Source organism: Rhodococcus sp. HNM0563, from assembly GCF_012726195.1.
Classification (GTDB): domain Bacteria; phylum Actinomycetota; class Actinomycetes; order Mycobacteriales; family Mycobacteriaceae; genus Rhodococcus.
Genome location: NZ_JAASAF010000004.1, coordinates 450659 through 471768, shown reverse-complemented (window position 1 = coordinate 471768; position 21110 = coordinate 450659). Strand labels below are relative to the sequence as shown.

Below are 21110 nucleotides of genomic sequence, written 5' to 3'. Positions count from 1 at the left end.
CCCCCTGCTGCTCACGGTCAGTCGTGCGATCCGAGTCGGGTGGCGATCAGGCCGGTGAAGAACGCCGGCTCCTGATCGGCGAGCACTTCCAGCGCCATCGGGTCGAGCAGGATCCGCGAACCGGTCCGCGGTACGTACAGCTCGAGCCGTTCACCGTTGCGAGTCCACACCTTCCGGAACTGGACGCCGGCGAACTCGTTGCCCAGCCCGGTCCATTCGTCGGCCCGGACCACACCGGCGGGCAATCCCTGCGATGCCTTGTCGCTCATACCACCGGCTCCTTCGCATGTACGCCCGTCGACACGATGCGCGGCGGGGTTCGGTAGACGTCCGCTGCACGGCGGCCGGCGAGCACCGGGAGTGTCGCGCGGGCCTTGTCGACCTGCCCGAGGTCGAGTTCGACCACCTGCACCGCCGCGGGTGACTCGTCGAGGTCGGCGAGTACTTCTCCCCACGGAGAGACGGCCAGCGCGTGCCCATAGGTCGGGAACGCATCGACGTAATCAGGTGTGGGCGAGTGGACGGTCGCCGGCGCCACCACGTACGCGAGATTCTCGATGGCGCGGGCGCGCAGCAGGGTATGCCAATGCGCCTCACCGGTCGATTGCACGAACGCCGCGGGCACGAGCAGAACCTGTGCGCCCGCAGCTGCGAGTTCCCGTGACAGCTCGGGGAATCGGACGTCGTAGCAGATGGTGAGCCCGAAACGCACGCCGTCGACGTCGAGGAGCACCGGGCACGCCCCCGGCCGTTCCACCGAGGACGCCTCGAAGGAGCGGCCTCCGATGGTGGCGTCGAACAGGTGCAGTTTGTCGTATCGGCCGGCGATCGTGCCGTCCCGGTCGATGACGAGCGCCGAGTTGAAGATTCCGTCGTCGGTGCGGTTCTTCATGCCGCCGAGGACGACGACCACACGTCGCTCTGCGGCGACGCGGCACAGTTCCAGCACCGGGGTCGCGTCCTCGCTCAGAGCCGCTTCCCGCATCTCGACATTGGAGCCGAGCATCAGCCCGTTCTCAGGCAGCACGACAAGGGTGGCACCTTGGTCGGCGGCCTCGCCGATCAGGCGTACCGCGGTCCGCAGGTTGGCGTCCATCTCGGTGGTGGCGTGCCACTGCGTGAGCCCGACCCGCACTACGCTGCTCATGACGAACGGGCTTCCGCGAGCGACTCGCTCCCGCCTGCTGCGGCCCGAGCCAGGTCCATGTTGACGACGGTCCACCCACCACCGGATGCTTCCATGGGCTCGTACGTGTATACGTCGCCGTGCACACCGGGCCCGAGCAGCCCGAGCATGATCATCCAGTTCATGATTTCGTACTGGCCGTGTTCGAGGAGCGGGAACGGCTCGAGGGAACACAGGTCGAGTCCGCGGCCCGTCTCGAGCAGTTTCAGAATGTACGTGTCGAATTCGACATCGACACCGCCGAAGTGTCCGGGGTCGAGCCAATGCGAGAGACCGCCGGTGGCGAGGAACGCGACCTTCAGTCCCGACTCTTCCACCGCCGCGCGCATCGCCTCGCCGAAGCGCCGCGCGTTGAACGGGGAGAAGGTGCGAGCAGGCTGGGTGATCACCGGAATCACCGGCAGGTCGGGGCGCGGCAGCAGCAGGCGCAGCGGCACGATCAGGCCGTGGTCGAGTTCGACGACATCGGCTTCTTCGACCTCCTGCCCGGCAAAGCGCACCGCGTCAGCGAGGGTCCGCGCGAACTCGGGGTGGCCCGTCAGATTCAGGTCGAGGTCGGGTCGCTTGAAGAACTCCATCGACCCCCCGTGCTGTACACCCGTTCCGAGGACGAAGTGCCCGGTTCGGAAGCTCTGGAAGTGGCAGTCGGCGGATACGAGGATGACGTCGGGATCGGCGGCTGCCAGGTCGCGCTTCAACTTCTCGTAACCGGCGAGCAGACGCTCGACAGCATCCTCCGGGTCGATCTCGGGACGCGCCAGCAGATCCGGCACATGCGAGCAGCCTCCGGCGAACACCAGGTTCCGCGGAAGATCCGGGGCAGGAACGGGAATACTCTCGTCGACAACGAATCCGCCGGCGCTCGACGAGTCACCCAGATCGTCCTTGAACCATCGGCTCACCAAAATGGTGAGTCCGTCGTTCAGGCCCACCGCGCGCAGCCGATCACGGTTGCCGCTGATGATGGTCTCGGCCCACTCCTGGTCGACGCCGAGCAGTTCCGGTGCCCGGGCTGGTTCCGCCTTGACGGCGGCGAGCAGCTCGGCGTCCTTTGCCATGGCGAGGATCGCCTGTTCGATTGCGTTCTTGTCCATTGCTCACTCCTCCACGAGTGCGCCGTCGCGGACCACCGCGACGCCGTCGATCTCCACGGTGCATCCCCGCATCGGGACGTCGAGGTGCGCGGGGGTCTCCCGGTTCGCGAAGCGGTTCGATCCGGTAGACCACATGAAATTTCCTGCAGTGGAACGGAGTTCCTGACCATACAGGCTTCGGGGGTCGTACACGTCGAAGGCCGACCACCGGGCACGGGGAAGCAGACCCCACCCCATGTGGCTCAGCGCCCACACCTCGCTGTCGTGCCAGGCCTCGAAGTAGTCGTTGAGAACGTGGGCGTCCGTGCCGGATCCGGAGACCCTGGTGATGAAACCCTTCTCCACCTCGATCGTCACCACATCCTGGACGTACCGCTGCCACGGGATCAGCGCGTCGCCGGGCTGCAGGACGATCTTGCCTTCGGCGGTCCGGTCGTTCGGGAAGCAGGCAACGAATCCGGACGGCCAGTGATCCCAGCGGCCGGGTTCGTCGACGTAGCCCCACTGGTGCGTGATCGGCAGGCCGTCACCGGAGATGTCGGCCGTGAGGTCCGTTCCCGCCGCACTGGTGACGTGCAGGGTGCTGCCGGCCCGCAACCTGCTGCCTCCGGCCTCGACAGTCTGGCGCAGATCGCCGTCACCCATGAGCCGCTCGAGGACGTCGTTGGGCTCGGCCACGAACAGCATCCGCTTGCCGTTGCCCGTGATGCGGGTCCGCACGTCCGAGTGGATGAGTCCGCCGACGGTCACATCCACGACGAAGTCGCACTCTCCCGCCGCGGCGAGCAACGGAGCCACCTCACGTCCGTCCGCCTCATACGGCGGCAGCATCGGGCTCGACAGGCTGGACGCGTGCAGCACCAGTGCGCCTGCGCCGAGCTGGCGAGCTGCGGCCACCGCCGCGGCCACGTACTCGTCCTTGTGACCGAGTTCGGCGATGATGCCGACCGTCTCGTCAGCGGTCACCCTGCATCGCTTGAACTGCTCGACGAAGTTCTCGGTCAAAGTATTCGGCATGTCGTTTGCTCCTTGTCGCTGTTGCTTCTGCTGCGGCAGTGCTTGTCCTGCCGGGGGCTGTGGATGGTCCGGTGGTCAGTGCGCTGCGCGCACAGCGCCACCGTCGACCGTGAGGGACGTTCCGGTCACGAAGGAGGACCGAGGAGACGCGAGGAAGGCGATCGCATCAGCGATCTCCGAGGCGACGCCCCAGCGCCCCATCGGAATGTCCTTGACCACCTTGGCGATTTCGTCATCCACGCTGGTGCCGTTGGTGCGGGCTTTCATCTCGACGATGCCCTGCATGCGGTCTGTTCCGGTCGCGCCGGGCATCACCTGATTCACACGGACCCCGTCTCCGGCCAGCTCCGCCGCCAGCGTCTTCGCGAAAGCCGATGCGGCCGAGCGGTACGACGACGACAGCACCCCGCCGAGCGCCGGCTGCCGCACCCACGTCGAGGTCAGCAGGACGATCGCACCGGCACCCTGCTCGCGCATGACGCGCGACGCCGCAGTGCCCAACTGGACCACCGGACGCAGCAGCTGGTCGTGCGCCCGCTGCCAGTCTTCCCATCCGAGGTTCAGAGCGGGAAGGATGCGCGGTCCGGGCGTGTTGAGCACCATGACGTCGAGCCGGCCGAAGCGGTCGACCACAGTCTGCACCAAACCGGCAGTAGCGTCGCTGTCGTCGAGGTCGAGGGCGAGCTGTTCGATCCGCCCATTCCCTAACTTCTCGGTGTTCCCGGTCGCCGAACGCGAGGTGGCGACGACCGTCATCCCTTCGCCGGCAAGGCGCTCCGCCGTGGCCCGTCCGATTCCCCTCGACGCGGCCGTGACCAATGCGACGCCGTTCTCCAAGCCCAAGTACACAATATCTCCTTACTCGTTCCGAAAGCGCTCGGGATCAGCCGATCTGGCGGACAGCGTTTTCGGCGCACAGCGATATCGCACGCAGTGCCTTCGGTTCGTCCCCAGCCGGGACGGTGCCGTCGCCTCGTACGGCTGCGTATCCCCAGTCATCGGATTCGAAAGCCGACGGACACACGTCGAAGCAGGTTCCGTATCCGTCACACCTGGTGGCGTCGATTGCAATTCGCATCCTCAGCTCTCCTTCCCATCGAGCGGCTCCGCGGCGAGCAGGGGTCCCGCAGTACGCGCCAGATTCGCTGCGCCGTCGATGAACGAACACGCGCCACGACCGGAAAGTGTGCTGCCCCAGCGAATGAGATTCTCGTGGTGCGTCGCGGCGGCATCGCCTCGCAGGACCTGCCTGAACGCCCGCGCGATCGCGTTGGTTCCGCTGACGCACACTCCACACTGCATCGCGGACTCCGACTGGAACCATGCGCTCAGCTCCCCTGCGAGCGCGACCACATCCTGGCCGGCGTCGAGAACGGTGACCGCGGCGCACCCCAATCCGCCGCCCGCCTCGCGCACCGCGTCGTAGCAGCATCGCAGGGTCGAGTGGTCGCCGGTGAGGACGCCTCCGAACCAGCCCCCGACAAGCAGACCCGCTGTGTCGGCGGCCGATCCGCCACCGGCGGCGATGAGCGCCGATATCGGCTCACCCAGTGACATCTCGTAGACGCCGGGCTCGGCAACCGCACCGGTGAGGGTGAACAGCGCGGTCCCTGTCGAGGACGCCGATCCGGTGGCAGCGAACGCCTGAGCGCCGTGGCGGCGGATCCACGCGACATGAGCGAGTGTCTCGACGTTGTTGATCAGCGTCGGCAGGCCGCGCACACCGGATTCGAAGGGGCGCGGCGGTTTGCTGGTCGGCTTGGCCGGAAATCCGTTGATCGACCGGCACACGGCCGACTCCTCGCCTGCCACGTAGGTGTGTTCGGCGAGATGCGTCCGAACTGTCACCTCCGCCGGCACCAGGCCTGCAGCCGTGATCTCCGATACCGCGCGGTCGACGATCTCGCGCAGCTCCGGGTCGGAGACGTACACGATGGCATCGGATGCGCCGGTGACCGCGGCCGCGACGAGCAACCCGTCCAGCACCAGGTGCGGGCGATGCGTGAGCAGCCACCGATCCTTCGCCGACGCCGGTTCGCCCTCATGTCCGTTCGCGACGACGACACAGTCACCAGGTGCGGAGGCGACCGCGGCGAACTTGCGGTGTGCCGGGAACCCTGCACCGCCGCGGCCTCGCAAGCCCGAGACCTCGAGTTCGGCGAGGAAGGCGTCGCCTTCCACAGGCGCCCCGAAGAATCCGAGAGCCCGTTCGTCCGCGAGCCCCCATGCCGGATCGTTCGCCGCGGGCAGCGCGAGTCGTGCCGGCGTGCCGCCCACGACACGTGCCGGGGCACGGAAGTCCGGGGCTCGGTGCAGGGCCGTCTGCGGCATGGCGAGTGTCATGGCAACCCCTTTGCGTGAGGCTCGGCGACGCCGGTGGTTCCGGCGATCGCGGCAAGCATGGTCGTGGCAGCCTCCAGGGAGACGACCTCGCCGTATTTGGCGTCGATGTCGAGCAGTGAGGCATCGTGCGGTGGAATCTCCCTGTCGCCGACGCACTCGCGGACCACGAATGCCGGGAGGTTTGCGGCGCAGGCGTCGACGACGGTGGCCCGCACACATCCCGAAGTGGTTGCGCCCGCGACGAACACCGTATCGATTCCCGCCTCAGCGAGCAGGTCGGCGAGTGCGGTGTGTGCGAAGGCCGACGCAGCCTGTTTGACGATCAGGGGCTCACCCTCGTGCCGTCCCATGCGGGCGTCGATCTCGGTGCTCCGGTGCCCGGACCGCAGCCCGGACAGTGCGGGCATCTTCTGCAGCCACGTGGCCGCCGCCCCGTCGTGCTGGGGAAATGCGATGGTGGTGAAGTACACCGGGATCCGGTGTGCCCGTGCTGTGTCGACGAGGGACCTCGTCGCCGCCACCACGATGTCGAGGTCGAATCCGGGGCCGAATTCGGGGTCGGTGAACCCGTACTGCAGGTCGACGACGATCACAGCGGGGGCGCTGCCGGGGGTGAGCTTCCCGAGAAGTCCGCCGGCCGCGTACCGTTCCCGCACCCCGGCCGTGCCCGCGCTCAAAACTCGAACTCCGGCCACTCACCCGGCTCTGCGCGCATCATGTCGGCGTAGAACTGGTACATATTGCGCTGGACGCCTTCCTCGTACCTGGTCCAGAAGACCTTTCCCGGTCCGGGCCAGTCGGACACGGGTGTGGCCATACCGATTCCTGGCATGCCCATCTCGTAGTTCAGTTCGAACCCGAGCATCTCCGCAGCCACCGAGCCACCATTCTTCGTCACGCTCAGCCACGGTTCGGTGTCGTCCATCTCGAACGAGCCGCCCAGCGAAAAGGTGCCCAGGCCCGCCTGGTACGCGCGTTCCTTCTGTTCCGCAGTCATGTTCTTGTAACCGACGAACCAGTTCCAGATCTCGATCTGACCCGGCCCCTTCGGCTGCCACGTGCGGATCGTGAGGATTCCGGTGGGCGCGTGATGCGCACCGTCCTCGGTCATCGGTAACGCCAGGATCGAGAAGTTCGGAAACACATTGCCCACGAACACCCGTGACCGCCGAGCCACCTCGAGTTGCTCGGGCGAGATGTTGACGCTGTCGAAGTGCTCGGCCAGCGACTCGGGGAACCCGAAGAAGTTCGGCCCCGGCTCGTCCGCGTACTCCGCCATGGAGAACGACAGCGAATGACCGGGCGACGCCTGAATGTGGTACCCCATCATGTTCTCGCTGAACGGCACCGGGAAGGCACCGATCGACCACACCGACTTGTGCAGGGTGCCGAGATGGTAGTCGTCGCCGGAGAAGTTGTCCGCACCGGACTTCCAGTTGGCATCCACGATGAAACGCTGTGGCTTGCCGAGGATTTCGACGCCGTCTTTGTCGAGGCCGAACACCAGGTCGAGGTACCAGGCCATTCCACCGAGATACTCCCGCAGAGGCGGCGCCGTCGGGTCGAGTGTCGCGAAAACGAGCCCGTGGAACGACTCGACCTGCGCGGCGCGGGCAAGCCCGTTGGCCTCCTTGCTCATGTTGCCGAAGGCGTTCTTCCACATCGGCGCCCCGACGAGCGACCCATCCGACGAGTACGTCCATCCGTGGTAGGGGCACCGGAAATGTGACGAGTTGCCGGAGTCGGCGCGGCAGATCTGCACACCACGGTGGCGACACGCATCGAAAAGTACGTTGATACAGCCATTTTCATCTCGGGTGACCACGAACGAGTCCTCGCCGATCTTACGGACGACGTAGTCGCCGTTCGCCTCGATCTCGGATTCGTGAGCCATGTACACCCAGGCGCGGCCGAAGATCCGCCGCAGTTCGGTCTGATACACGTCCGGGTTGCCCATGATGGCGGACGGAATCCGGCCTTCGGGCAATCCGGTGTCGATGCGGTCCATCAGTTCCTGGACTCGCGGCGGCAGCGCGCTCTGCGTCGCCACTGGCTTCATAGGTCACTCCTGGCTGGGGGGATTTGGCGAGCGGGCTCGCGGTCGTCACAGCCGCATTCGACTGGGGCGGGCCCGGGGAGTTCTCGGGGTCGAATCTCAGAAGAAGAGAGAAAGATTGTGCGTACCGATGACACTGAGGTCGAGGTACACGGTGCGGCGCAGAAGCTTGAGTTCGCCGCCCTCGCGCCGGAGGACGTCGTCGCGTTCACCGGAGAGCATCTGCGGAGTTGTCTGCGACTGCCGTGTCCGGTAGATCAGGATGTTGCTCTTGACCCGGATGAGATCGTCGGCGCTCTCGTGAGGTCGAACGCGAATGTTGGTGACGAAGTGACGAACTCGTGATGGCGGATCCTCGGCCCACGCGTACTTCGTCTCACCTCGGGTCACCCGTGAATCGAGCGAGCCGAGATTCTCCTTGAGATGAAAGGTCGTGGCGGAGAATCCGGTACCCCGAGCCCTCTCCACGGTCTCGCGGACGGGCACCTGGTACTCGATGTCGCGACTGACCAATTCACTCAGCCAGCGACGCTCTTCCAGATTGTCGAGCAACTCGGCCTCGTAATGCAGGAAGTCCACCACATCGACATGGCGTGGGTCAGACGTCGCGAGCGGGCGCTTCGCGATCAGGGACTGCGTGGTCAAACCTGTACCTCCCTCCAACTGCATACATTTTTGGATGCAGTTGAGTTTGTGGCACGGATCGCAGTTTGGCAAGACCCAATTTCGATCGTTACGACGCGGAAACAAACGAAGCGGGGAGGTTCCGTAATGGAACCTCCCCGCAACATTCCCTCTCGGGGAGCTACGCCACCGACGCGGTCCGCCGCTCCGTGCAGGGCAGCCGCAACCGCGTCTCGAGGACGGTCAGGCGCGCGAGCCCATGCGGCAGAGCCGCGTCGGCCCCTCTACCAGCCCCCAGGATGATCGATCCGAATCCCTCTGAGCTGCAGGGGTTTCGATGTTGTGCGGCAATTGCGCGACGCAGCGTTACAATGCTGCGTAGTGACCGGATCGGGCGCGATGACACGATCACCGCATGCAGCGACCGTGATGAGGTTTGCCGCGCTCGACGTCGCGGCGGGGGCTCAGAACACTAGCCGTCCTCGGCCACCAACTCGGTCAGAATGACGACCGCCTCGCGCAAGGTCGCGATGGCGTCGTCGTCGAGCTTCGTGAGACGTTCGGTCAGCCACACTTCACGCGCCTGGTGCTCATCGGCGAGCAAGCTGTCTCCCGTAGAAGACAACTTGACGATGATCTGCCTGCCGTCGGTGGGATGCGGAGTGCGATCTACGAGGCCGAGTTCGTTCAGCGAGGCGATCACACGGGTCATCGACGGCGGCTGAACCCGTTCGCGGGACGCGAGCACTCCAGGCGTCATCGCACCTTCCGTCCGCAACGTCTGCATGGCCGACAATTGCGTCAGAGTGACTCGGGAATGGCTACGCTGTCCCCGCAGATGCCGCGTCAAACGCACCACAGCAAGCGCGAGGTCGCCTGCGAGTGCCCGTGTGTCCGAGATCATGGCGAGCACAATACGGGACAGATCGGGCCTTCGACCCGCCGCTGTGTCAGGTGAGCAATTCCGTGAGCGGGTCCACGGCGAAGTACAGCCCGAACAGTATCGCCACGATCCACAGCAACGGATGAATAGTGCGTGCCTTGCCGCTCACCGCATGGAGGACGACCCAGGTGATGAAGCCGACGCCGATGCCGTTGGCGATCGAGTAGGTGAACGGCATCGCCATGATCGTCAGGAAGGCGGGGAGCGCGACAGCAAACTTCGTGAAGTCGATTTCGCGGACCTGGCCGATCATGAGCGCACCGACGACGACGAGTGCGGGCGCAGCGGCCTCGATCGGCACAACCTCGTAGAGGGGTGTCAGGAACATCGCGAGCAGGAACATCAGGCCGGTTACGACGTTGGCGAGGCCGGTACGGGCCCCTTCGGCAATGCCCGACGCGGACTCGACGAACACGGTGTTCGACGATGCGGAGGCTCCGCCACCGACGATGGCTCCGGCGCCTTCGACGACGAGGGCTTTGCCGATGCCCGGCAGATTGCCGTCCTTGTCGGTGAGGTTGCCTTCCTTACCCAGGCCCGTCATGGTGCCCATCGCGTCGAAGAAGTTGGCGAGCACGAGGGTGAACACCAGCAACGACGCGGCGATCACGCCGATACGGGTGAACGCGCCGAACAGATTGACGTCACCGACCAAGGACAGGTCGGGGAGGCCGATGAAGGAATCGGGCGCTGCGGGAAGGCCGAGGTTCCAGCCCTTCGGGTTGGTGCCCTGCGACGGTCCGACCTCCGCGATGGCCTCGACGATCATTGCGAGGATCGTGGTGGCGACGATGCCGATGAGCAGGCCGCCCCGCACCTTCCGCACCACGAGGACACCCATGAGCAGCACACCCACGATGAAAACGAAGGTCGGCCACGACGCGATGGAACCGTCGATTCCCAGTCCGACGGGGACCGTGGTCCCTGCCGCGTCGGGGATGCGCCTCACGAAACCGGCGTCGACCATCCCGATGAAGGCGATGAAGGCGCCGATACCTGCGGCGATCGCCGCCTTGAGTTCCTTCGGGATCGCGTTGAACACCGCTGTGCGGAAACCGGTGAGGGCGAGCGCCACGATGATGATGCCGTCGATGACGACCAGACCCATCGCTTCGGGCCATGTCACCTGAGGGGCGATCGTCACGGCGAGCAGGCTGTTGATACCCAGGCCTGCGGCGATCGCGAACGGATAGTTGGCGACAACACCGAAGACGATGCTCATCAGACCGGCGACGAGAGCGGTGACCGCGGCAACCTGGTTGACCGGCAGGATGTTGCCGAGGACGTCGACCTTCGCGGTCGCGTCGTCAGCGGAGAAGCTGCCGAGAATCAAGGGGTTGAGCACCACGATGTACGACATCGCGAAGAACGTGACGAGTCCACCACGTACCTCCCGCGAGACCGTCGAACCTCGTTCGGTGATCTTGAAGTACGTGTCCAGGAATGATGATCTCTTGGAATCGGTGCCTACGGCCATGTCCACTTTTTCCGCTCGTCGAGTACGGTGCGTCGCAACGGGTGAAGATTATTGCAGCGATGAGGATCTAATCTGCAATTCGTGAGAGATTCAGAAATCATCGCCGGACGGATCCGTGCCATCGCCGACCCCCGGCCCGCACTCGCGATCGGAACGGGGCTCTGGGTGGTCGTCACGCTCGCGGTCCTGATCATCGGCGAGCGCTGGTCGGCTGCACTTCCAGTCTGCATCGCCGGAATCATCGTGGGGCTCTTGGGAACTGGACTGTTCCTCGTTCAACGCTCGGCGTCGCGTCGCGGTCGGCGGGGTGCGCAGGTGGGTCTCGAGTGAGACCACCGAGGCCTCGGCGTCACGAGCTAGCCGCGTAGCCGGTTGCCCTGCACCCACGTGAGCAACCACACCCACAGTAACGCCCAGCCGAAGCCGAGAATCCACCCGGCGAGGACGTCGGTCAACCAGTGCACCGCGAGGTACACACGGCTCAGCCCCACCAGCACCGTGTAGGTACCGAGACCGACGATCGCGACCGTTCTCCGGCCATCGCCACGGGGCCACACGCGCATCGCGACGACCGCGAGGGTCGTCGCAAGCACCGCGCTCATCATCGCGTGTCCCGATGGAAACGACCACGTGGCAAGGTGCAGCAGCCGTTCGGGTTCGTCCGGACGCGCCCGGACCACCAGATTCTTGATCGCCGTCATAACAGGCCATGCCGTGGCCACCGCTCCCCCGACCAGTAACGCGTCTGCCGGCCTCGAGGTCCGTAAGAGCAGCAGCACCGCAGTCGTGGCGATCACCAGGTTCGCGATCCCGCCGCCGGCGTGGGTGACCAGAGTGAGCGCCGTTGTGAGCTCCGGGCTGCGAATGCCGACAACCCAATCGAGTGTCGCCTCGTCGATGTTCACGTGCTGTCGATGCTCACGACTTACGGGACAACCCGGCGAGGGCCGCCGGCAGGCCGAGACGCGTGCAGTGGACGGTGCCGGAGACGTCGACCCACCACGGCACCGCGCGCTCGCCGGTGATCGCGCCGGTACAGCGCACCGTGAGCTGTTCGTGTATCACCAGTGGCGTCGTCGGTATCGGAAGGCCCGACGCCACCGCGGCGAGCACCGCATCCGGTTCACGCCGCCACGTCGTGGCCTCTCCCGGCCCCGTCGGTTCGCCGGACATCACGGCCGACGCTGCCGCGATGTCGAGAAACTCGGCGAGCGGGGCCGCGGCAGCGTGGTCGACGACGATCAGCCGATCGGCCGGAATCGCCGAAGCGAACCACGGCCGGTCGGCCACGAGAGCATCTGCGGCATCGACGACAGAGCCCGCGAGGCTACGAACTCCGGCCGGCAGGATCACGCCGTCGAGATCGACGGTGCCCGCGGCGTAGGACTGCGCGAGCGCGGTGTGCGCAGCCACGACAGCGGCGGGGTCCGGACGCCGCCCCGGATCGGCGAGCCGATCGAGGAGTATCTCGGCGAGGTGAGGATCGTCGACCCGGGTTCCGGCCAGGCAGGTACGGAAGGCTCCCGCATCGGGATGCGTACACGGATCGAGCAGACCGTCGAAGACCGCGTCGTCCACGTACCGTAGGTGGCCGAGCGGCTGATCGCCCAGGACGGCGTAGGTGCGCAGCCACCAAGCCGTGTAGCCGTCACGGTCGGTGAGTGTCGCCGCGGTGTCGGGCTCGGCAGCGAGCAGCGAGAGCGCCCGCTCCCAGCGGGTCTCGTCGACGAGGTCGAGATCGCGCACCGCTACCAGCGTGTCGGGATCGGTATCGATCGTCTGCCACCAGACGTCCTCGTCGGGCAGGTCGTGGTCGGGTCCGGTCGGCAGGTCGGCGCGCAACACGGTGAATCCCCATCCGACGCCGATCGCCCGCAGCGCAGCGGCGCCGTATTTCTCGACGTAATCGGCGTCGATCGTGCCGAACGGCGAATCCTCGACGAGAACTTCCGCGAGAGGTGCATCCGGAAGAAGCAGTTCGTCAGCGGGTGCGAGTTCACCATCCGCGCCGGGCAACAACAGCCTCCCGAGTTCGCGGGGCACGGCCCCTGCGGGGACCTTCGCGACGAGTGTCAACACGACGGCGGCGAGGTCCTCGGCCGCTCGGTCGTCGGGATCGTCGTACACCTCGTCGATGGCTGCGGCGAGCGCCGGATCACCGAGCAGATCTTCTGCTGTCGCGACACCCGCGCCGAGCCGGGTCAGCAGCGGGTGCGCCGCATCGGGGTGCACAAGCCTCACCCACGGAAATGCGACGGAGCCGAGGTCGTGCAGCACGACGGTCCGCGGCCCGGTCACGGTCCGCCCATCGGACAGCGGCACTGGAAGGGCCGCGAGCTCCTCGGCCGCGACGGCGTCGACGACCAGGGGCGCCAGCGCCTCGTACAACCTGTTCCACCAGGCCGGCTCCCGCGAGTGCCCGGCAAGTAGATCGGCGACTCGCGCGAGACCGATGCGGTGCACGTCGAGCGCAGCAAGCGCCGCCGCGTGTCGAGGTGAGCACAACGCCGGAGAGATCAGTCCCGGGACGACCTCGTCGAGTGCCTCGGCAAGAGCGTCGTCGAGTCCGGTCAGCGCTGTCGCGCGGTCGGGCGCGAGATCGTCGCCCCCGCCTGCGGCGGGCAACCACCGGGTGCGACGCAGCTCGTCGAACAGTGCCTCACGGATGCGTCCGTCGACCTCGCTGCGCGCGAAACCCGGTGTGGGCACCACTGCGAGTCGCTGATCACCGGGTAGTGCCGCGACGAAGTCTGCGTAGCCCGACGCAAGCTGTTCCACGGGCGCGCCCGGCAGAACCCGCCGCCGGTCGGGCTGCATCGCAATGTCGGCGACGACAAGGGCGGGCAACGACAGTTCCTCGTCCGACCGGGTGGGTGCGCGGAGCACGTCGTCGCCGACCGGCCGGACCACACCGTCGACGACGGGCACGAGCCATCGGGTCGAAGCGCCACGATGCTCCCACCAGCAGTGATCGCCGATGCGCAGTTCCCGCAGACCGGACTCGAGAACACGTTCGGTGCGGACGAACTCGGCGTCGTCGATGACGATCGTCTGCAGTGAGGGCAGTTCGAGCAACAGATCGACCGCCTCGCGGCGGAAGTCGCCGAGCAGCGTTTCGACATCGATTCCGGAACGGACGTCGAGCACCACTTCGGTGTCGCTCCCCTCAACCGGTGCCGTCGTGCTGGGCCACACCAGACGCAGAGTCGGCACAGTGCGGCCGGACACGGCCAATCCGTGTTCGGTCAGCAGGTCACGGGTCTGTGCAGCGGAGAACCTGATGGCCCCGGTGCGCGACCGCACCTCCACCTCGTCGGAAATCGCGAGAACGGCGGTGAATCCGACGCCGAACCGTCCGATACCAGCGGTCTTGCTCGACGCACGCAACGCGGTCAGTGCCTGGACACCGGCCTCGTCGAGGGGCGCTCCGGTGTTGGCGACATGCAGGCAGGTTCCGACGCGCCACACCCGCAGCGTGCCCGGGACACCGGCACGACTTGCAGCGTCGGCAGCGTTCTGGGCCAGCTCGGTCAGAACCCGGTCGCGGTATCCGGCGCGGACGAGATCCGCTTCGGTGGCGATGTCCTCCCGCAAGCGTGTCGGCGATGACTGCCACGCGGTGACGAGACCATCGCGCAGCGCCGCGGTGCCGAACGGATCCGCGGTGTCGGAGGCGTGCACGTCAGTCGGTCTGTTCCGACTGTGCGTTCTCGGTGACGGCTGGGTGGTCGGTGGGCTCTGCAGCGGCACCGGGAAGTTCGACGACCTCCACCGCTCCGTCGTCGTACGCGTCGAACTTCGGTGAACCCGCGCCGGTGGGCAGGGTGGTATCGGAGTGGGCGCCGCAACCGTATTCGGCGTGCACCACATGACCGTCGGCGGCGAGTTCGTTTCCGCACACACCGAACGCTGCCCGCAGCGACCCTGCGAGCGGCAGGTAGAACCCACACAGCATGCACGTCGACGGTGCGGCCTTCGCCATCTCCGAGCGGGGGCCGTATTCACCGTCGAACCAGCGCTCTGCTGCGGCGAGCCGGCCTTCGCGACTCATCACCTGTTTGCGGCCGAGCCCGATTTCACCGGCGGTCTCGTCGACGTCGGGATCACCTGAGGCGGTGTAGCCGGGAACGAGCCGCTCGTCGTCCGGCGCAGGGGCCAGCAGGTCGCCGGGCCCCAGGTCGCCGGGGCGGATGCGTTCGTTCCACGGCACCCATGCGGGCGCAACCAGCGATTCGGGGCCCGGAAGCAATACGAGTTCACTGACGGTGACGTGATCGGATTCGGGTGCCGCGGCCACCACAACGGCCCACTGCCAGCCGTGATACCCGACCAGATCGGCTGCGAAGCGGTGGGTCGCTGCGCATTCGTCCTCGGCGGTGACGCCCAGATAGGTGCCGACCGCGCCCTCTCCGACCTCGCTCAGGGCAGCCCGAGCGACCTCGACGGCCTCCGCGAGCACCGATCGGACGGCCGGATCCACCGAAGGAACCGTTCCGGGGGCAACGGCAGAAGATGCAACGCTCACGGGCACCATTGTGCCGGACTGTTGCCCCGGCATGGTGCCCGGCCACGAGAAGACATGAGACTGCTGAGAAGAAGCAGGAGGGAACACCGGGAAAATGAACCCCATGACACGTCGACCGGCTCCCTTCGTGCTCGCACTCGTCCTCCTGACCGCGGGATGCAGCGACACCGTCGTCGGCGAAACCGGGCCACCCGTGGATCGACTACGCGTCGAGGTCGTTGCGGAGCATCCACACGATCCGGCGGCATTCACCCAGGGCCTCGAAGTGGACGACGGTGAATTGTTCGAGGGCACCGGGCGTGAGGGGTCGTCATGGCTGTCGGCCCGCCCACTCGACTCCCCCACCGAACGCATCCGGGTGCCGCTTCCCGACGACATGTTCGGGGAAGGCATCACCGTCACCGACACGGCGGTGTGGCAGCTCACGTGGAAGGACGGTGTGGCGTTCGTCCGCGACCGCGACACTTTGACGGAGCAGCGACGGATCGACTACGACGGTGAGGGCTGGGGTCTGTGCGACCAACCCGTCCGGCTCGTGATGAGCGACGGCTCCGCAGACCTCACGTTCCGGGACCGCGACACGTTTGCCGAACTGGGACGGGTGACGGTACATCGCGACGGCCGTGCGGTGTCGAACCTGAACGAACTCGAATGCACCGACGACGGCGCCGTCTACGCGAACGTGTGGAAGACCGAGGAGATCGTGCGGATCGATCCCGAGTCCGGGCGGGTCGAGGCCGCGATCGACGCATCTGCCCTGCGCAACCGACTCGACGAAGCCGATCGAGACGAGGTGGATGTCTTGAACGGCATCGCCCACATCCCCGGTACGGACCGATTCCTGGTGACAGGCAAGTTGTGGCCGACGCTGTTCGAAGTCCGGTTCGTCCCGTGAGTGCGGCACGCGCGGCCTGCACGCCCGGGCATTGCGCGCGACGCGACAACCGGCCCGACTGCACAACACGTGCGCGGTGGTGAAGAATCGAAGAGTGACCGAACGGGAAGAGCGACCTGCCGACAAGGCGGACGATCGTGCCCCGGGCTCTCGGCATCCGGGGTACAGCAACTATCCGCCGCCGCGCCGCACCTCTGCGCGCCGCACACCGTTGCCGCCATTGCATCCGATAGACGAGTCGTATCGCTCGCGCCCCGAGGACACCGACAAGCGCGCGGTGGGGAGAGGCGCCGGACAGTCGAAGGATTCCGCGGACGCGAAGGACGACCGCGCGGGCGACACCAGTGGGCCCCGCGCTCCGAGAATGCCCCGCAAACTCACCGTGACGCGCGTTGCTGCGTTCCGAAGCCGCGAGCTCACCAACAAGGGAATCGCCACGTTCCGTCGGGCCGCAACCGCCGACGGCGCCGACAAGTCGGGCCTGACGGCACTGATGTACGCGACCATGGCGAACTTCGCGGCCGACGCCGCGATGGCGGTGGCGCTGGCGAACACGCTGTTCTTCTCGGCGGCGACCGGTGAGGACAAGACGAAGGTCGCGTTGTATCTGCTCATCACCATCGCGCCGTTCGCCGTCATCGCCCCGTTGATCGGTCCGCTCCTGGATCGGCTTCAGCACGGTCGTCGCGTGGCGCTGGCGACGTCGTTCGGGTTGCGGACCGTCCTCGCCGTCATCTTGATCTTCAACTTCGACAGTTGGGCACTGTATCCCGCCGCGCTGGCAATGATGGTGCTCAGCAAATCGTTCGCGGTGCTCAAATCCGCGGTCACCCCGCGCGTGTTGCCACCCGAGATAGACCTGGTGCGTGTCAATTCCCGACTCACCGTGTTCGGCTTGGTCGGAGGCACCCTCGGCGCCGGAGCGATTGCCGGTGCAGCAGCGTGGGCGTTCGATTCGGCGGGCGCACTGTGGCTGTGTGCCGCGATCACCGTTCTCGGCGCGTACCTGAGCATGCGGATACCGGCCTGGGTCGAGGTCACCGAGGGTGAGGTACCCGCGACATTGTCGTACCGCGGGTCCGATGCCCGCACCGAGGTGCTCGACACCAAGACCGAGGTGCTCTCCCCCGGCGGCAAGAACAGGCAGCCCCTCGGCCGCACGGTTGTCACCGGGTTGTGGGGCAACGGCACCATCCGTGTGCTCACCGGGTTCCTCACCCTGTTCATCGCCTTCGTGGCGAAGAGCGCCACCGAACAATCACCGCTCATGCAGGCTGCGATGCTCGGCCTCGTCGGCGCTGCCGCCGCGATCGGGAATTTCGCTGGGAATGCGACCGGCGCACGGATGGCGTTGGGGCGTCCCGCGCTGATCGTTGTGCGTTGCGCGGCCGCAGCAGTCGTCGTGGCGGCGATCGTGGCTGCAACGGACAACGTGCTCGCCGCCGCCCTGGCCGCGTTGGTCGCCGCCTGCGCCAGCGCCCTCGCGAAGGTCTCGCTCGACGCCTCGCTGCAACAGGATCTGCCCGAGGAGTCCATTGCCTCCGGATTCGGCCGGTCCGAGACCGTCCTGCAGCTGAGCTGGGTGCTGGGGGGCGCCATGGGGGTTCTGCTTCCGACCGAGCTGTGGATCGGGTTCTCGGTCGTGACGGTGGTGCTGGTTCTCGGTTTCGCGCAGACCCTGCTCACCTACCGTGGAAAGACGTTGCTGCCCGGCCTGGGCGGCAGGAGGCCCGAGCACGCCTCCACCGAACCTGCCGACGAGCGTCGCGTGCGCACGGATGAGCAGCCGACACGAAATGGGAGCCGATGAATCTGCAAGCCCGGACGAAGAAGGCGATCGCGCTGATCGCGGTAGTCCTGGTGGTGGTCGCCGTGGGTATCGGCGCGGTGGTGTGGAGACTCGTCGACTCGGCCGAGCCGCGACTGCCCGAGATCACAGCCTTCGGAGACGGAAACTCGGTCACGGTCCCTCCGACACAGCACTGCAACATCAATCTCGAGGACTGCGTCGAGAATCCGATCACGCAACTCCCCGTTCGCGCCGGATTCCCGCTTCAGTTGTCGCTGCCGTCGGAGATCTCGGGTGCACCGTGGCGTCTGATCGCCGTGTACGGCGATCTCCAGACGGGTGAGACGTTCCTCGACGGCATCATGGTCGAGCCGGGACAGCAGCGCGCGATCACCGTGCCGAGCGATCCGAATCTGCAGTTGCTCGGCGTGGAAGTCCAGTTGCCCTCCGCTGTGGTCGACGAAGCCGGCGAGCCGATCGCTCACGCCGTGTGGGCTGTCCAGACGTTCTGACGCGGCCCGGTCGAGGTCACTCCTCGGTCCGATGATGACCGAATGCCGTATCCGATTCGATCGGATACGGCATTCGACGTTTCTGACCTCGCGGTCCGCTCAGTGATCGAGTTCGCGCGCGATGGCGCGCATGACCTCGGAGATCCGCTGTCCCGCCTTGCGGTCCGGGTAGCGTCCACGCTGGAGGTCGGGCTGGACCGCGACTTCGAGAAGCTTGATCATGTCCTCGACCATGCCGTGCAGTTCGTCGGGCGAGCGTCGCTCACGCGCCGGTGCCTCGCGCCGTCCGGCCTGTTGCCGCAGCGACGGCTTCTCGAGCAATTCGACCTTGAGCGCCTGCGGTCCGCGACGACCGACCGCCATTCCGAATTCGACGCGCTGGCCCGCTTTGAGGCTCTCGACACCCTCGGGGAGCGCCGACGCGCGAACATAGACGTCCTCGCCTTCATCCTGAGACAGGAAGCCGAAGCCCTTCTCGACGTCGTACCATTTCACCTTGCCGGTCGGCACCGCGCTCACCTGCTCCTGGACGGCCGTGCCCGTGGGCACGATATGGACATGCAAAACAACGCGCCCCAAACTCATCGAGCGGGACGCGCAGACGCATTCAGTGTACCCCGGCGCACATTCCGCCCCCGACTGCCGGCGACTACCGTGGACACGTGGGTAACTCTTCTTCCGATTCAGCTCGTGCACCCCGTCGGGGCCTGCTCAACGCCGCCATCGCGTGCTTCCTGGTGGGCATCGTGGCAGTGGTCGCAATCTTCCTGACACCGATCGTCACCGACGGCAAGCCGGGTCTCGTCCTGTTCCTACTCACTCTCGCGTGGCCGCTGGGCTTCGCGTTGGCAATCGCGTTCGCGCTGCAGTCAGGTCGGCGCTCGAAGGGCGGTAACGGTTCATGAGGGTCGTTCTCAACATCATCTGGCTGATCTTCGGCGGCCTGTGGCTGGCGCTCGGGTACTTCCTCGCGGGGATCATCTGCTGCATCCTCATCATCACCATCCCGTTCGGTATCGCCGCCTTCCGCATCGGCGTGTACGCACTGTGGCCGTTCGGTAAGACGACAGTCGACAAGCCGACCGCGGGGGCAGGTTCCCTGATCGGGAATGTGATCTGGATCGTGGTGGCAGGCATCTGGCTGGCGCTCGGGCACATCGCGACGGCGATCGCGATGGCCATCACGATCATCGGCATTCCGCTCGCGATTGCGAACCTCAAGATGATCCCGATCTCCCTGATGCCGCTCGGAAAAGACATCGTTTCCGTCGACTCACGCCCGACATACCTGTGACCTTAATCACATAACGAGCTGATAACAAGGCGGGCTCGAAACGGCAGAGACGGTCTACTCGCGCGACTACCAGCGAGTTCTCTCGAGCATCGCCCCAGCACAGCCTCGACTGCGCGACCGGTCGCGCGTTATCAATTGGTGACACTCGCCCACCCGAACCGTTACCGTCGTCTTCGGTCGAACCGCCTGGTCCGACCAACCCGGGCCCGCCGCGCCAAATTCCTGTCCCGCGGAAGTCCGGTTATCCCGACGAACGATCCACAAAGGGACAGGAAACGGGGGACCCAACCGGTCTCCCTCGGAAGCACCCGGCCCCCGCCGGACGCTTCCCCGGAGGCCCGGCCCGCCGCTCACGCGACAGGCCTTGGGGTGAAGCCGGAACGCTCGACGAGCGCAACGGCCGGACTACCTCTTCAGTCCGAACCCGACAGCTGACCTCGTAGGCGCGTACGGAGAGGAAACGGAACCGACATGAGCGGACGCCATCGCAAGCCCACCAACACCGGCCGGACCGTCGCGAAGTTCGCGCTGACCGGCGCCGTCCTCGGCGTCACGGGTGTCGCCTTCAGCGGCACCGCCGCGGCAGCACCCGATTCCGATTGGGACCGCCTCGCACAGTGCGAGTCCGGCGGCAACTGGGCCATCGCCACCGGCAACGGCTACCACGGCGGCCTTCAGTTCTCGCCGAGCACCTGGAACGCCTACGGCGGCCAGGAATACGCGCCCACCGCAAACCAGGCCAGCCGCGACCAGCAGATCGTCGTCGCCGAGCGTGTCCTCGCGGGCCAGGGCTGGGGCGCATGGCCGTCCTGCTCCTCGAGCCTCGGACTGTCCAGCGCTCCGACTCAGCGTGAGGCCCCCAGCGCCCCCGCTCAGTCCACCCCCGCGCCGGTCACCGAGAACCGTGCGGTTCCGCAGCTCGCCGAGGTTCCGGAGCTGCCCGCCGAGGCCCAGGGCATCATCGACGGCTTCGAGCAGGGTGTCGACGCCCTGCAGGCCGCCGGTATCGCGCTCGACCCGGCCGTCCTCGACGCAGTCCGCGCAGTTCTGCCCCAGTAGGCAGCACACAGCGACACAAACTGAAGAACCCCGCACCGGATCGGTGCGGGGTTCTTGTTGTCGGGAGTCCGGCAGTCGAGGAAGTCTCGATATCGAGGAACTCAGCGGTTGATGACGGTACGCGGGTGCGTGTACGGAAGCTCGTCCGCCGGGACCGGGAACACGGCGTCCTCGCCGTACGGGGAGAGCGGACCCGAACGCGTCGACGACAGTTCGGTGACCGCGTGGTCACCGTCTGCCAACTCCGGCCATCCGCGATCGACGTAGAGGTTCTTCGATTTGTCAGCCATGACGCT

Annotated in this window: 24 protein-coding genes and 1 riboswitch; of the genes, 7 read left to right on the top strand and 17 right to left on the bottom strand. The window is 66.5% G+C overall.

Going from position 1 to position 21110, the window contains the following annotated elements; translation table 11 throughout:
- Positions 1-17: 17 nt before the first annotated feature.
- From HCA61_RS12030 to HCA61_RS11975, 12 genes are all read right to left on the bottom strand, one after another.
- The gene (locus tag HCA61_RS12030) at positions 18-269 is read right to left on the bottom strand and encodes a hypothetical protein (protein ID WP_169688401.1); all 252 of its coding nucleotides are present in this window, start codon (positions 267-269) and stop codon (positions 18-20) included.
- Entirely contained in the window at positions 266-1147 is an 882-nt protein-coding gene (locus HCA61_RS12025) for a nitrilase-related carbon-nitrogen hydrolase (RefSeq protein ID WP_169688400.1), read from the bottom strand. Before HCA61_RS12025 ends, HCA61_RS12030 begins: the two co-directional genes overlap by 4 nt.
- Complete coding sequence (locus tag HCA61_RS12020; protein WP_169688399.1) at positions 1144-2280, bottom strand: protocatechuate 3,4-dioxygenase; 1137 nt, start codon at positions 2278-2280, stop codon at positions 1144-1146. Before HCA61_RS12020 ends, HCA61_RS12025 begins: the two co-directional genes overlap by 4 nt.
- 3 nt (positions 2281-2283) lie before the next feature.
- Entirely contained in the window at positions 2284-3297 is a 1014-nt protein-coding gene (locus tag HCA61_RS12015; RefSeq protein WP_169688398.1) for a hypothetical protein, read from the bottom strand.
- A gap of 75 nt (positions 3298-3372) precedes the next feature.
- The gene (locus HCA61_RS12010) at positions 3373-4146 is read right to left on the bottom strand and encodes an SDR family oxidoreductase (protein ID WP_169688397.1); all 774 of its coding nucleotides are present in this window, start codon (positions 4144-4146) and stop codon (positions 3373-3375) included.
- A gap of 34 nt (positions 4147-4180) precedes the next feature.
- On the bottom strand, positions 4181-4375 hold the full coding sequence (locus HCA61_RS12005) for a ferredoxin (protein ID WP_169688396.1): 195 nt from the start codon (positions 4373-4375) through the stop codon (positions 4181-4183).
- A gap of 2 nt (positions 4376-4377) precedes the next feature.
- Positions 4378-5640 (bottom strand): NADH-ubiquinone oxidoreductase-F iron-sulfur binding region domain-containing protein, encoded by a 1263-nt coding sequence (locus HCA61_RS12000; RefSeq protein ID WP_169688395.1) that lies wholly within the window; start codon positions 5638-5640, stop codon positions 4378-4380.
- The gene (locus tag HCA61_RS11995; RefSeq protein WP_206039917.1) at positions 5637-6317 is read right to left on the bottom strand and encodes an isochorismatase family protein; all 681 of its coding nucleotides are present in this window, start codon (positions 6315-6317) and stop codon (positions 5637-5639) included. The genes HCA61_RS12000 and HCA61_RS11995 overlap by 4 nt, the downstream gene beginning before the upstream one ends.
- A complete protein-coding gene (locus HCA61_RS11990) occupies positions 6314-7699 on the bottom strand; it encodes a Rieske 2Fe-2S domain-containing protein (protein ID WP_169688393.1) in 1386 nt (461 codons plus the stop codon). The genes HCA61_RS11995 and HCA61_RS11990 overlap by 4 nt, the downstream gene beginning before the upstream one ends.
- A gap of 96 nt (positions 7700-7795) precedes the next feature.
- Positions 7796-8341, bottom strand: a complete 546-nt coding sequence (locus HCA61_RS11985) for an aromatic-ring-hydroxylating dioxygenase subunit beta (RefSeq protein ID WP_240959140.1) — start codon at positions 8339-8341, stop codon at positions 7796-7798.
- Between the two features lie 451 nt (positions 8342-8792).
- A complete protein-coding gene (locus HCA61_RS11980; protein ID WP_169688391.1) occupies positions 8793-9224 on the bottom strand; it encodes a MarR family transcriptional regulator in 432 nt (143 codons plus the stop codon).
- A 46-nt stretch (positions 9225-9270) separates the two neighbouring features.
- Positions 9271-10740, bottom strand: a complete 1470-nt coding sequence (locus HCA61_RS11975; protein ID WP_169688390.1) for an NCS2 family permease — start codon at positions 10738-10740, stop codon at positions 9271-9273.
- Between the two features lie 81 nt (positions 10741-10821).
- Between HCA61_RS11975 and HCA61_RS11970 the strand changes: the two genes are divergently transcribed.
- Positions 10822-11070, top strand: a complete 249-nt coding sequence (locus HCA61_RS11970) for a DUF2530 domain-containing protein (protein ID WP_169688389.1) — start codon at positions 10822-10824, stop codon at positions 11068-11070.
- Positions 11071-11096: 26 nt separating this feature from the next.
- Here HCA61_RS11970 and HCA61_RS11965 read toward each other — a convergent pair whose 3' ends face one another.
- From HCA61_RS11965 to HCA61_RS11955, 3 genes are read right to left on the bottom strand one after another with little or no spacing between them, the layout of a single operon-like run.
- A complete protein-coding gene (locus HCA61_RS11965; protein ID WP_169688388.1) occupies positions 11097-11645 on the bottom strand; it encodes a phosphatase PAP2 family protein in 549 nt (182 codons plus the stop codon).
- Between the two features lie 13 nt (positions 11646-11658).
- Entirely contained in the window at positions 11659-14421 is a 2763-nt protein-coding gene (locus HCA61_RS11960) for an ATP-binding protein (RefSeq protein ID WP_169688387.1), read from the bottom strand.
- A gap of 1 nt (position 14422) precedes the next feature.
- Positions 14423-15274, bottom strand: coding sequence for a DUF3027 domain-containing protein (locus HCA61_RS11955; protein ID WP_169688386.1), 852 nt, complete (start codon positions 15272-15274; stop codon positions 14423-14425).
- Between the two features lie 94 nt (positions 15275-15368).
- Here HCA61_RS11955 and HCA61_RS11950 point away from each other — a divergent pair, with 94 nt between their 5' ends.
- The 3 genes from HCA61_RS11950 to HCA61_RS11940 all read left to right on the top strand — a co-directional run bounded on the left by HCA61_RS11950 (position 15369) and on the right by HCA61_RS11940 (position 18461).
- Positions 15369-16160 carry a glutaminyl-peptide cyclotransferase gene (locus HCA61_RS11950; protein WP_169688385.1) on the top strand — a complete coding sequence of 264 codons (792 nt, stop codon included), beginning with the start codon at positions 15369-15371 and terminating at the stop codon, positions 16158-16160.
- 94 nt (positions 16161-16254) lie between these two features.
- A complete protein-coding gene (locus tag HCA61_RS11945) occupies positions 16255-17970 on the top strand; it encodes an MFS transporter (protein WP_169688384.1) in 1716 nt (571 codons plus the stop codon).
- On the top strand, positions 17967-18461 hold the full coding sequence (locus HCA61_RS11940; RefSeq protein WP_240959138.1) for a DUF2771 domain-containing protein: 495 nt from the start codon (positions 17967-17969) through the stop codon (positions 18459-18461). The genes HCA61_RS11945 and HCA61_RS11940 overlap by 4 nt, the downstream gene beginning before the upstream one ends.
- Before the next feature lie 99 nt (positions 18462-18560).
- On the opposite strand, the gene HCA61_RS11935 is transcribed toward HCA61_RS11940, so the two are convergent.
- Positions 18561-18971, bottom strand: a complete 411-nt coding sequence (locus tag HCA61_RS11935; RefSeq protein ID WP_308198756.1) for a cold-shock protein — start codon at positions 18969-18971, stop codon at positions 18561-18563.
- 152 nt (positions 18972-19123) lie between these two features.
- On the opposite strand from HCA61_RS11935, the gene HCA61_RS11930 reads away from it, so the two are divergent.
- From HCA61_RS11930 to HCA61_RS11920, 3 genes are all read left to right on the top strand, one after another.
- Positions 19124-19366 (top strand): hypothetical protein, encoded by a 243-nt coding sequence (locus HCA61_RS11930; protein WP_169688383.1) that lies wholly within the window; start codon positions 19124-19126, stop codon positions 19364-19366.
- Positions 19363-19755, top strand: coding sequence for a YccF domain-containing protein (locus HCA61_RS11925; protein ID WP_169688382.1), 393 nt, complete (start codon positions 19363-19365; stop codon positions 19753-19755). The genes HCA61_RS11930 and HCA61_RS11925 overlap by 4 nt, the downstream gene beginning before the upstream one ends.
- Positions 19756-19973: 218 nt before the next feature.
- Positions 19974-20217: riboswitch (cyclic di-AMP (ydaO/yuaA leader) on the top strand.
- A 9-nt stretch (positions 20218-20226) separates the two neighbouring features.
- A complete protein-coding gene (locus HCA61_RS11920; protein ID WP_169688381.1) occupies positions 20227-20814 on the top strand; it encodes a transglycosylase family protein in 588 nt (195 codons plus the stop codon).
- 101 nt (positions 20815-20915) lie between these two features.
- Here HCA61_RS11920 and HCA61_RS11915 read toward each other — a convergent pair whose 3' ends face one another.
- A complete protein-coding gene (locus HCA61_RS11915) occupies positions 20916-21104 on the bottom strand; it encodes a hypothetical protein (protein ID WP_132472358.1) in 189 nt (62 codons plus the stop codon).
- Between the last annotated feature and the right edge of the window lie 6 nt (positions 21105-21110).